The 12,655-nt window shown below is 47.2% G+C and carries 8 protein-coding genes; 2 read left to right on the top strand and 6 right to left on the bottom strand.

Annotated features, from left to right (window positions below):
• Positions 1-189: 189 nt before the first annotated feature.
• The 6 genes from accC to ACQEXT_RS09755 form a co-directional block, all read right to left on the bottom strand.
• Entirely contained in the window at positions 190-1,533 is a 1,344-nt protein-coding gene (gene accC, locus ACQEXT_RS09780) for an acetyl-CoA carboxylase biotin carboxylase subunit (RefSeq protein WP_331417604.1), read from the bottom strand.
• Positions 1,534-1,548: 15 nt separating this feature from the next.
• Positions 1,549-2,010, bottom strand: coding sequence for an acetyl-CoA carboxylase biotin carboxyl carrier protein (gene accB / locus ACQEXT_RS09775; protein WP_331417623.1), 462 nt, complete (start codon positions 2,008-2,010; stop codon positions 1,549-1,551).
• 80 nt (positions 2,011-2,090) lie between these two features.
• Positions 2,091-2,540: a type II 3-dehydroquinate dehydratase gene (aroQ, locus tag ACQEXT_RS09770; protein ID WP_269377069.1), complete on the bottom strand. Its 450-nt coding sequence runs from the start codon at positions 2,538-2,540 to the stop codon at positions 2,091-2,093.
• Positions 2,541-2,835: 295 nt separating this feature from the next.
• Positions 2,836-4,785: an acetate--CoA ligase gene (acs, locus tag ACQEXT_RS09765; protein ID WP_331417605.1), complete on the bottom strand. Its 1,950-nt coding sequence runs from the start codon at positions 4,783-4,785 to the stop codon at positions 2,836-2,838.
• 212 nt (positions 4,786-4,997) lie between these two features.
• Positions 4,998-5,630: a 3'-5' exonuclease gene (locus tag ACQEXT_RS09760; RefSeq protein ID WP_426951828.1), complete on the bottom strand. Its 633-nt coding sequence runs from the start codon at positions 5,628-5,630 to the stop codon at positions 4,998-5,000.
• Positions 5,631-5,639: 9 nt separating this feature from the next.
• On the bottom strand, positions 5,640-7,466 hold the full coding sequence (locus ACQEXT_RS09755) for a DUF294 nucleotidyltransferase-like domain-containing protein (RefSeq protein WP_426951826.1): 1,827 nt from the start codon (positions 7,464-7,466) through the stop codon (positions 5,640-5,642).
• Between the two features lie 203 nt (positions 7,467-7,669).
• On the opposite strand from ACQEXT_RS09755, the gene ACQEXT_RS09750 reads away from it, so the two are divergent.
• Both ACQEXT_RS09750 and ACQEXT_RS09745 read left to right on the top strand, forming a co-directional pair.
• The gene (locus ACQEXT_RS09750; RefSeq protein ID WP_426951824.1) at positions 7,670-8,854 is read left to right on the top strand and encodes a 3-phenylpropionate MFS transporter; all 1,185 of its coding nucleotides are present in this window, start codon (positions 7,670-7,672) and stop codon (positions 8,852-8,854) included.
• A 117-nt stretch (positions 8,855-8,971) separates the two neighbouring features.
• Complete coding sequence (locus tag ACQEXT_RS09745) at positions 8,972-12,400, top strand: PAS domain-containing hybrid sensor histidine kinase/response regulator (RefSeq protein ID WP_426951822.1); 3,429 nt, start codon at positions 8,972-8,974, stop codon at positions 12,398-12,400.
• Positions 12,401-12,655 lie beyond the last annotated feature (255 nt).

Here is a 12,655-nt window from a genome sequence, read left to right as displayed (position 1 = left end):
GGGTATGTGCTCTTAAAAGTAAAATTTGCGCAGAGTTTAGCAGATATCTGCTGAGATTATAGACGTAAACAAAAAATGCTCACCGAAGTGAGCATTTTTAAAATAGTTGCTAGTTGCTAGTTGCTAGTTGCTAGTTGCTAGTTGCGAGAGACAATGTATTCTCGTAGCTCGTAGCTCGTAGCTCGTAGCTTACTGTAGCCCCAGCTTCTTCTCTAGGTAATGAATGTTGGCACCACCATGTTGGAAGTTTTCATCATTCATAATGCTTTCTTGAAGCGTGATGTTAGTTTTGATGCCTTCAACGATCATCTCGCCTAACGCGTTCTTCATGCGAGCGATGGCTACGTCGCGGTTCTCACCGAATGTGATCAGTTTACCGATCATTGAATCGTAATGAGGTGGTACCGTGTAGCCAGTGTAGATGTGTGATTCCCAACGAACACCCATACCGCCAGGAGCATGGAAGCGTTCGATCTTACCTGGTGAAGGTAGGAAGCGCACTGGGTCTTCTGCGTTGATACGACACTCAATGGCGTGGCCACGGATCTTGATATCATCCTGAGTGAACGACAGAGGTTGGCCCGCAGCAACACGAAGCTGCTCTTTGATTAGGTCAACGCCAGTGACCATTTCAGTTACTGGGTGCTCTACCTGAATACGAGTGTTCATTTCGATGAAGTAGAATTCGCCGTTTTCGTACAGGAACTCAAACGTACCCGCGCCGCGGTAACCGATTTCTAGACATGCACGTGTACAACGTTCACCGATGTATTTACGCATCTCTTCAGTGATACCTGGTGCTGGAGCTTCTTCCACAACCTTCTGGTGACGACGCTGCATCGAACAGTCACGTTCACCTAGGTGGATCGCACCGCCTTGACCATCAGCAATAACCTGAACTTCAACGTGACGAGGGTTCTCTAGGAATTTCTCCATGTAAACCATGTCATTGTTAAAGGCTGCTTTTGCTTCTGCGCGAGTCATAGCGATAGCTTCAACCAACTCACCTTCTGAGCGTACAACACGCATACCACGACCACCGCCGCCACCAGAAGCTTTGATGATCACTGGGTAACCAATTCGCTTAGCGTGCGCTTTGTTTTTGGCTTGATCGTCGTCTAGTGGGCCGTCAGAACCTGGTACACAAGGTACACCAGCTTTCTTCATTGCAGTGATTGCAGAAACTTTATCACCCATGATACGAATGGTATCAGCCTTAGGGCCAACGAAGATAAAGCCGCTACGCTCAACTTGTTCAGCAAAATCCGCATTTTCTGACAAGAAGCCGTAACCTGGGTGGATAGCCACCGCGCCAGTGACTTCAGCCGCAGAGATGATGCGAGGGATGTTTAGGTAGCTGTCGATACCGCGAGCAGGACCGATACAAATCGATTCATCAGCAAGCAGTACGTGCTTTAGGTCACGGTCGGCTGTTGAGTGTACAGCAACCGTTTTAATACCTAGTTCTTTACATGCACGAAGGATTCGAAGAGCAATTTCTCCTCGGTTCGCGATGACTAATTTATCTAGCATAAGAGAGAGCCTCTATTATTCGATAACAACAAGTGGTTGGTCGAATTCAACTGGTTGGCCGTCTTCAACTAGGATAGCGGTAACAACACCAGACTTGTCAGCTTCGATTTGGTTCATCATCTTCATCGCTTCAACGATACAAAGAGTGTCGCCAGCTTTTACAGTTTGACCAACTTCTACAAATGACTTCGCATCTGGACTTGGAGAACGGTAGAACGTACCTACCATTGGAGAAAGAACTTGGTGACCCGCTGGTACCGCAGGTGCTGCGGCTTCAGTTGCTGCTGGCGCAGGAGCCGCCGCTGCAGGTGCGGCTGCCGCTACAGGAGCTGGCGCTGCTGCATAGTGAATCGGCGCAGGCATTGCAGTGCCGTTACGGCTGATGCGTACCGACTCTTCACCTTCAGAGATTTCTAGCTCAGCAATGCCAGACTCTTCTACTAACTCGATAAGCTTCTTGATTTTACGGATATCCATCTTTTCTTTCTCTTTTATCTTGTGAATAAGACAGCTCATATTGAGCTGCAGAGTGTTTATTTACTTTGATAGTAACTGAGTTACTTTGCCTGCAATTTATTAATAGCAGCAGACAGAGCGAATTCGTAACCTTGTGCGCCTAAGCCGCAAATGACACCTTCTGCCTTATCAGAAAGATAAGAGTGGTGACGGAATGGCTCACGTGCATGTACATTTGATAAATGCACTTCGATAAATGGGATAGCCACGCCGAGCAGTGCATCACGCAGCGCCACACTAGTGTGAGTGAAGGCGGCTGGGTTGATGATAATAAAGTCGACGTTATTGTATGCAGCATGAATGGCTTCAATTAGCTCATATTCACGGTTTGACTGGAGGTGTTGAAGTTCAACGCCGGCTTCGTGAGCTTGTTTGGTTAACGTATCGACAATCTGTGGTAGGCTTTGAGAGCCGTAATGAGCGGGCTCGCGTAGACCTAACAGGTTTAGATTTGGACCATTTAAGACAAGAATGCGTGATTTTGCTGTCATTATGCTGCCATCTTCCTACTTCATGATATGAACTGGAATATTCCCATATTATCGCTGATTCAGCATGCTTATTTTGTTAAAAACAACACTGGATCTTTGAAATAGACCCAGATTATAGCCAATTCAGCGCAAATCGCAGCAATTTACTGGTCTAATCTCCCACCTTGGACGTCGTTTTTTGTAACCGAGGTAACATTTTTAATTCGGTTGAGTCAGTGAAACGCTCGTTTTGACAGGCTTAGAAACAACAAAACCGCCACGATGTGACGGTTTTGTTGTATAGGGGGAGGGGGAATTACGCGAGTTCTGCTTTTTCTGCAATGAGCTTCTCAACCACACTAGGATCGGCCAATGTTGATGTATCACCTAGGTTGCTGGTATCACCGGTTGCAATCTTACGCAGAATTCGGCGCATGATCTTACCTGAACGAGTCTTCGGCAGAGAGTCTGTCCAGTGCAGTACATCTGGAGTTGCGATTGGGCCAATCTCTTTACGTACCCAGTTTTTCACTTCAGCATGCAGTTCTGCACTTGGGAATTCACCGTCATTTAGGGTGATGTAAGCGTAAATTGCCTGACCTTTGATATCGTGTGGGATACCAACAATTGCGGCTTCCGCAATCTTGTGGTGAGCAACAAGCGCTGATTCAATCTCAGCAGTACCCATACGGTGACCTGACACGTTTAGTACGTCATCAACACGACCTGTGATCCAGTAGTAACCGTCTTCATCACGACGAGCACCGTCACTAGTGAAGTACATACCTTTAAAGGTAGAGAAGTAAGTTTGTTCAAAGCGTTCGTGGTCGCCGTAAACGGTACGCATTTGACCTGGCCATGAATCAAGAATGACTAGGTTACCGTCAGTCGCGCCTTCGATGATGTTACCCATGTTATCGACTAGGGCAGGCTGCACACCAAAGAACGGACGGGTCGCTGAGCCAGGTTTTAGGTCTGTTGCCCCTGGTAGTGGAGCGATCAAGATACCGCCAGTTTCTGTTTGCCACCAAGTATCAACGATTGGTGAGTTCTCATTACCGATGGTTTTGTAGTACCACTCCCACGCTTCAGGGTTAATAGGTTCTCCCACAGAGCCCATGATACGAAGGCTGCTACGAGACGTACCTTCTACCGCTTCGTTGCCTTTCGCCATTAATGCACGAATGGCTGTTGGTGCAGTGTACAGAATGTTGACTTGATGTTTATCAACTACTTGGCTCATTCGGTTGGTGTTAGGATAGTTTGGTACACCTTCGAACAGAATGGTTTTTGCCCCGTTTGCTAGCGGGCCGTAGATGAGGTAAGTATGACCAGTGATCCAGCCCACATCCGCTGTACACCAGAAAGTTTCGCCTGGTTGGTAATCAAAGACGTATTTGAACGTCATTGCGGCATACACTAGGTAACCACCCGTTGTGTGTAGGACACCTTTTGGCTTACCTGTTGAGCCGGACGTGTAGAGAATAAAGAGTGGATCTTCTGCTTTCATCTCTTCAGGTGGGCAGTCAGACGAGACGCTTGCTGTTGCTTCATGCCACCAAACATCGCGATGCTCGTGCCAGTCAATGTCACCGCCCGTACGCTTCATAACGATGACTTTTTCGATGGTTTTCACCTCTGGGTTGGTGAGTGCTTCATCGACATTTTTCTTCAGTGGTACTGCGCGACCACCACGTACGCCTTCGTCAGCGGTGATGACGACTTTAGCATCAGAGTCGATAATACGGCCTGAAAGTGCTTCAGGAGAGAAACCACCAAATACCACAGTGTGTACGGCACCGATGCGAGTACAAGCAAGCATGGCAACGGCCGCTTCAGTGACCATTGGCATGTAAAGACAGACAACATCACCTTTGCGTACGCCCTGTTCTTTAAGTGCATTTGCGAACTCACAGACTTCTTTGTGTAGTTCTTTGAACGTGAGTGTTTTGTCATCGTTTGGATCGTCGCCTTCCCAGATGATGGCAATATCATCGCCACGCTCAGCTAGGTGACGGTCAATACAGTTAGCGGATACGTTAAGCGTGCCATCTTCGAACCAACGAATGTCTACGTGGCCTGTGTCGAAAGAGGTATTTTTAACCTGAGTGAATGGCTTGATCCAGTCGACAATTTTGCCGTGCTCACTCCAGAAGCCAACAGGGTCTGTGACAGATTGCTGGTACATGGCTTGGTAAGTATCGTTATCCGCGTGTGTGTTTTTCTTGATGTTCTCTTTTACCGGATAAATATGGGCTTCACTCATTGCTTGTCTCCTTGTTGCTTAATTCGGTGTGAATTGAGCAAGTGTCCGTTTAAAACGAAAAGGTCACCTGACCTCTTCGTTGTAAAATCCTTATGCCTATAACTTTCAATCACAGGAGTAGATTCGACAATTAGACTTTAGGATGATAGGAAGAAATCTGCTTAAAAATTAGCGTTCTATGTTTGAAAATGCGACTTACACAGACCTTTTTATTAGCTTCTATAGGGCAGGTTAAGACTAGGTAGATCACCTTTTGTCAGGCGAACGAAGACCAGTGCGGCAGAAATCGCGTCTTGAAGAGCATCATGCTTATCTTGCATTGGTAAATCCAAATGACGGCATATAGCATCAAGACTGAGATCAAAGTAGGCGTTAGGTAAGTGTTTTTCTAACTTATCGTGATAGATTTGGCTCACTTCAATCAACGGATTTGGCAGTGGGAATCCGAGTTGTTTCAAGCAGGCTAAATCGAGAATTTTTTTATCATAACGAATGTGGTAGCCGACCAGAGGTCGATTACCGATGAATTCCAATAGCTGAATCAAGGCTTGCTTTTCATCAATGCCATCGACAAGGTCTTGGTGGCGTATCTTGTGGATTTTTACTGAGCCAGAATCTAGTGATTGAGGTGCGCGTAAACGAACCTCAAATGGCTTACTGGTTATAATACGGTTATCGATGATTTTGGTCGCGGCAATCGTTACTAGTTCTGCACGATTAGGATCCAAACTGGTTGTTTCACAATCGAGCGAAACATATTCGCCTTTTTTAACAGAGGCAAATAGAGGCTGATATGGCGAGCCTTTAAGCTTGTAATACCAGTAACGGCGGACTATCCAGTTCATCGCAAAGCCTTAATCCCTGATTTGATAATGATAGCCTAAGAACTGCTTAAACTTTTTCACTACATGTAAGCTATGTCGCAGCAAGTCACGCTCGGTTCGGTCTATCTGACTGAGATCGATACGGTTGTGGTTATGTTGATTACTTAATTGCTGATTCAAGCGCAGTTTAAACAGTAGCTTGAGAGCTTCGCTAAGGTTGTCAGCGGTGTCAGGTTCTAGAATCCGCTTTTTGCGTAGGGCTTCGATGCGCTCAAAGGTGTTTTTCTCTTCAATACCGTACTCCAGTGACAAGGTGCGAATACCATGCACTATTGGGAAGATACCGCCACTTTTGACATCCACCCCTTGTTTGTCTTTCTTTACGTTGCCAAACAGAGTTAACGGAAGAGAAAACTGTAGAGCGGGACGAGAGAAGTCTTGCAACGCCAACATGTTATTGAACATGATTTTCTTCAAATGTGCCATGACGGGTTCTAGCAACGATTTGTTGCCTGCAACCGCGTGAGCGTCGGTGAAGATGGCAAGATCCATGACTTGCTCTGCGGAGTTGGGTTTTGACCACACGCCTATGGTGTTCTTCCATGCGGTTTGTGTTTTAACCCATTTTGGATTGTTGACCATCACTTTTCCTGGGCAGAGAGGGTAACCCAATTGCTGCAATGTGTGTGTTAGCTGTTCCATGACGGCTTCACACTGATGCCAGTGCACATCGTCTTTAATAATTAAGGCGTTATCTTGGTCTGTTTTGAGGATTTGTTCTCCTCGCCCTTCTGAGCCTAAAACAACCAGACAACACTGGTCGTGAAGGGCGGGAGGAACAATCAGTTCAAAAGCTTTTTCGATGATTTGTTCATTAACCGCAGAGATCAACTCCATGATAAAGCGGGTGCGAATACCGTTATTAAGCAGACTTTCTACTAGGTGACGCTGACGATTAGAAGCCAGAGCGAGTTCTTCAATGCTTGAGCTGCGAGCAATACTTAAGGTCAGTACATGAGAGTGAGTGGAGAAAGCACTCAAAATCTGTGTCATGTCGAGCATGCCAACCGCTTCTTTACCATCGGAGACCATGACGCGCTTCATTCGATTGCGCGTCATTTTAATCATGGCGTTAAACAGAAAATCCCCATTCTCGACATGAATGACCGGAAAAGTTGCAATTTGACCAACTGGGGTGTCGAGTGGATGACCATCAAGCATGACTGCGTGAAGCATGTTGGTTCGAGTGATGATGCCATAAGGCAGAGAATGTGGGTCATTCACTACGCGTTCGTCATCGTCATTGAGTCTGACGAGTGCAGAATCAATCCCGTTTTGTTTTAAAGTGAGTGTCACTTCATTGAGTGGTTGCTCTGGTGACAGTAGCATCGGTGGATGATAAATATCACTATCCACTTTGGTCAGAATAAATTCAGCGAGATTTTGCTGCTGTTGGGCGGCTTCAATCAACTCTTGTCTACGAGCTAGGTTGTTATCGAAGTAAGCGGCAAATTGACCATTGGCGTTGTAAAGTTCTAGAAAAACCGTTTTTGGGAGCAGATAAGAAAGTGTGTCTTCGAGTGCTACATATCTGTGCTTGACGGTCTCTTCGAACAGCGCGCGAACATCAAACAAGTCATCATTGGCGTAGTGGGCAAAGATCTCTTTGTCGTCTTCTGAACGTTCCTCAACGGCGCCCTTGATGAGTATATGTAAATGCTGACTGGCGACACCAGGCTGGAGTAATGTCTCTTTGGCGCGAAAGTAAGCTACATCGAGTGAGCTACGCAGTTTTTTTTGCTGCTCAGGGTCTAAACGGTCAAAGGGTGGGGATTGCATATTGAACTTATCTGGCATAGCGACTGACTCATGCGATCTCTACATCCGTTTAGTGTGCAGGATTTTGACAATTGTGCTAGACGACTTTGGTCGAACCCGTGGCATGAACACTTTCTTATTGTGACAATAGGGAAACTAAGTTGTGATAATTCTTCCCTTTTTATTCCGCCTTGAGCAAACGATAATACCTTGCCCCTTATTTGATGTATTTCGAGGTTTTGATGTTAACCCCTTCTCCTTATGGCTGGATCTCCCAGTATTTTGTTGGCTTCTTTTTTGCCTACGGCGTCTATCTGCCGTTTTGGGCATTATGGTTTGAAGAGCAGGGGGTATCCGCAACTGACATTGGTCTACTTGTCGGCATTGGTTTTGCGACTCGTTGCGTCGCTAACATGGTACTGACGCCTCGAATTCATAAAGTCGAACATTTAATTCCGGCACTCCGCTGGTTGACGGTGGCCTCGATTATTTTTGTCGCATTTCATTTCTTCACAGGGGGAAGCTTCTGGTTGATGGCGTTGGTCACGGTACTATTCAACCTTTGTTGTGGCCCTATTGTTCCACTTTCTGATGCCATGGCAAACTACTATGCACGGCTTAAGATGCTCGACTACGGACGTACCCGTCTATGGGGTTCCCTTGCCTTTATCGCGGGGTCAACTGTGGTTGGCTATCTTGTTGCTCAGTACGGTTCAGATATGATTATCTATACCGCGTTGTCAGGTGTCATCGTCGCGCTAATCTTTTCGGCGCGTAGCATTAATCCAATGCCCGTGACGACCTCAGAAGATGACGCTGAACGTCCTAAACTGACAGAGTTGCTGCGTGAACTGCCTGTGATTAAATTTTTACTACTGGTGGCAATGATTCAGGGAAGTCATGCGGCGTATTACAGTTTTAGTTCAATTTACTGGAAAGGTGCGGGTTACTCAGAAGACATAATCGGTTACTTGTGGAGCTTAGGGGTGGCGGCTGAGGTGGCAGTATTTGCTCTAAGTAAACGTCTGTTCTCTGGCTGGAGTTTGCGCGCTTTATTTGTCGTAGCAGCACTAGGGGTAATCGTTCGTTGGGGGCTAACCGCGTCGACGACGGCATTGTTAGCGTTAGTTGCAATCCAGCTATTACACGGCGTGACTTTCGCGATGGCACATATTGCTGCCATTCAATATATTCAGCATTCAGAGCAGCGCAAAATGGTGGCACTGCAAGCCTTATATAATGCGATTCCGCTCGGTGCTTTTATCGCACTAATGACGACCCTAAGTGGCTGGGGATATGAACACTGGGGTGCGAATATTTTCTGGGCAATGGCCGTGATGGGAGTGGTGGCGCTATTTATTAAGGTTGAGCCGCAAGGACACAGTGCCGATCAGATAATGAAAGCGGAGCCCAAAGCACAGAATTAAGCCTATTTGATTGAGTTCGTGTGCTTTAATGAGTTTAATGAAACCTCTTCAATATGAAGAGGTTTTTTTGTTTCTGACCAGAACAATTACCATGGATGAATAAGATAAGGATATCTGATGCAAGGTTGGCTCGTGATCACCGTATCACTGTTGTATCTCGGTTTGCTGTTTCTCATTGCCTGGTACGGTGATAAACAACACTCTTGGTTAGCGAAGTGGCGACCTTGGGTCTACAGCTTATCCATTGCCGTGTACTGTACCTCTTGGACCTTTTATGGCACCGTTGGGCAGGCCAGTAGCAACCCATGGTCATTTCTTCCCATTTATCTAGCTCCAATACTGGTGTTTACTCTAGGCTGGCGTATTCTTGCTCGCCTTATCATTACGGCTAAACGGGAACATATTACGTCGATAGCTGACTTTATTGCGGCACGCTACGGCAAATCCCAAGGTTTGGCTGTGGTGGTTACTTTAATCGCGGTAGCAGGCATCCTACCTTACATAGCGCTCCAGTTGCGTGGTATTACCATGGGATTGGAGATCATCGCCCCAGATTTGCCAGCACAATTCGAAGGGTCAGGGTTCGATGTGTCTTGGTTTGTTGTCGTTGCATTGGCTATCTTTACCATGCTGTTTGGTACACGACATATCGATAATACCGAGCACCACCGTGGCATGATGATGGCGATTGCGTTCGAATCGATTATCAAGCTGGTGGCCTTCCTTGCGGTTGGTCTGTTTATCCTATTTCTGGCACTAAACCGAAGCGATGTGGAATTAGTCGACATCGCTCGACAAACTTATCAGTCGCCCAATGTTCCAACTTTACTGATCCATACTCTGCTCACCATGTTGGCAATTGTCTGTCTGCCGCGTCAGTTCCATACCATGGTCGTAGAAAATGAACGAGCGCAAGACTTGCACACAGCGCGCTGGTTATTTCCGATCTACCTGATTTTGATGGGCATCTTTGTACTACCAATCGCTTGGGTCGGGCAATCACTGTTGACTGATGCGAGTCCTGATACCTATGTCATCAGTCTACCGATGGCTGTTGGGGCGCAAGATGTCGCCTTGCTGGCATTCTTGGGGGGAACATCCGCGGCGAGTGGTATGGTGATTGTCTCGACAATCGCACTGGCAATCATGGTCTCGAATGATTTAGTCATGCCGCTGTTGCTGCGCAGAATGCGCTTGTCTCAGCGTAATCACAGGCATTTCTCCGGTTTACTGTTGGTTATTCGTCGTGGGCTAATCCTGTTGCTGCTGCTTGGTGCATGGGCTTTTTATCAGGCGTTGGGCAGTATCCACTCCTTGTCAGCGATCGGTTTTCTTTCTTTTGCGGCGATCACTCAATTCGCCCCAGCCCTGCTAGGTGGGATGTACTGGCGACAGGGCAATCGAAAGGGGGTTTATGTTGGCTTAGCGGTTGGCTTTACCCTCTGGTTGATCACTTTGATGAGTCAGACTGATATGTTGGCGGGCAGCGCGGAGAGTAATCTGTTGTTATGGCTGATTACACCACCTGATTTGCTGCAGCATTGGGATGTGACTAACTCTGATTGGGGCATATTGCTGAGTATCTCTCTTAATGCTCTTTGCTACGTTGTCGTTTCGCTGTTTACCCGCGCGAGTTTGAGTGAACGACTACAATCCGCTTCTTTCGTTGGTACTCCATTACCAGAAAGCGAGAACATGAGCCTTTATCAAAGTCGAGTGACCGTCGGCGAGTTAGAAATGCTTGCTTCTCGCTTTGTGGGTCGCCAGAGAGTGCGTAACGCCTTCCGACAATATTGGCATCAGCAACGAGAAACCATGCTGCCAAATCAGCAGGCTCCATCCACCTTAATCCGCCATACTGAGCGTGTTCTCGCTGGTGTGTTTGGCGCTTCTTCAGCAAAGTTAGTACTCACTTCAGCTCTGCAAGGACGCAACATGCAGTTAGAAGAAGTGGCTACCATCGTCGATGAAGCGTCTGAGTTGTATGACTTCAGCCGAGGTCTATTGCAAGGTGCGATTGAACACATAGGTCAGGGAATTGCGGTGGTCGATAAGCAGTTGCGGCTGGTGGCGTGGAATCAGCGTTATCTTGAATTATTTACTTTTCCAGCCGGACTGATTCAGGTTGGTCGACCGATCGCCGATGTGATTCGCCACAACGCTCAACAAGGTCTATGTGGCCCAGGTGACCCTGAAGAACATGTTCGTCGGCGTGTGTTCCATTTAGAGCAAGGTACGCGGCATACCTCGTCGCGGGTTCGCCCTGATGGTCGAGTTATTGAAGTTCAGGGCAATCCAATGCCGGGTGGCGGCTTTGTTATGAGTTTTACTGATATTACGGTGTTCCGAGACGCAGAACAGGCACTAAAAGACGCCAATGAACGCTTAGAAGTGCGAGTGAGAGAGCGAACTCAAGAGCTAGAACAATTGAACAAAAAGCTGGTTGTGGCAACTCAGCGATCGGAACATGAATCTCAATCTAAATCTCGCTTCTTGGCAGCAGTAAGTCATGATTTGATGCAGCCGCTCAATGCAGCTCGTCTGTTTGCGTCCTCGTTATCAGAGGTCGCGAGCGAGCCAGAAACCAAGCAGTTGTCTGGTCATATAGAGAGCGCATTGGGGGCGGCCGAAGATCTGATTGGTGACCTGCTGGATATTTCTCGTCTTGAGTCGGGCAAACTTGATACTCACGTTCATGGTTTTGCCATCAATGACGTATTGTCCAATCTCAATGCCGAATTTAGTGCCTTAGCCAAGCAACAGGGCATTGAGTTTTCAATGATACCAAGCCGGATGCTGGTTCAGTCAGACCCTAAGCTACTGCGCCGAGTGGTGCAAAACTTTTTGACCAACGCATTTCGCTACAGCCCTAAAGGAAAGGTTGTGCTTGGCGTCAAGCGTGTTGGGGGGCAAGCGAGAATCGATGTTTGGGACAACGGCATGGGGATCGACGAAGACAAACAACAAGAGATCTTCGAGGAGTTCAACCGTGGTAGTCAGGTCCGTTCAGATCAAGGGCTTGGTCTTGGTTTAGCCATATCAAAAGGCATCGCTCATGTGCTGGGTCATCAAATCACCATGCGCTCATGGCCGGGCAAGGGAAGTGTTTTCTCTATTACGCTTGCACGCAGTGAAAAAGTCCAGCCTCCGGTTAAAGAGAGTGTTGCAACCACAGTCTCCGACCTTAGTCATTTGAAAGTTCTTTGTGTCGATAATGAACAAGATATCTTGGTTGGAATGGATAACTTGCTCGGACGTTGGGGCTGTGATGTTCGCACGGCTATCGATTTGGTGGGCTGCTTGCAGTCGATAGACGAGCACTGGGTACCAGACGTGATATTGTCAGATTACCGTCTTGATAATGGGCGCACGGGTCTAGAGGTTCTACAGCAGTGTCGTTTACGTTTAGGTGATAGTTTTGTTGGGGTCATCATCAGCGCCGATCGTACCGAAGATATGTTGTATGGCATTAAATCGAACGGCTTTAGTTTTATTCCTAAGCCAGTCAAGCCTCTAAAATTGAGAGCGGTGTTGAATCGGGTGTAGGGGTTTAGAGTGGGCGTCGCCCTGCGAGAATTTAGAACGCTGCGCTCCGAGAACGGACTTCGTCCTTCGAGAGGTGCGCGTTATAGCTGCTGGGTAGGTATCTGAACCAGAGCTTTTTGTTGGGAACTTACGTCTAAAATACAGAAAAAAGGTTGACGCCTTAACGTCAACCTTGCAAATTTTCTCGCTTCTCGCTTCTCGCTTCTCGCTTCTCGCTTCTCGCTTCTCGCTTCTCGCTTCTCGCTTCTCGCTTCT

The sequence above is a fragment of the Vibrio sp. TRT 29B02 genome (genome assembly GCF_050113655.1).
GTDB lineage: Bacteria > Pseudomonadota > Gammaproteobacteria > Enterobacterales > Vibrionaceae > Vibrio.
This window is presented reverse-complemented; position numbering and strand designations above follow the sequence as displayed.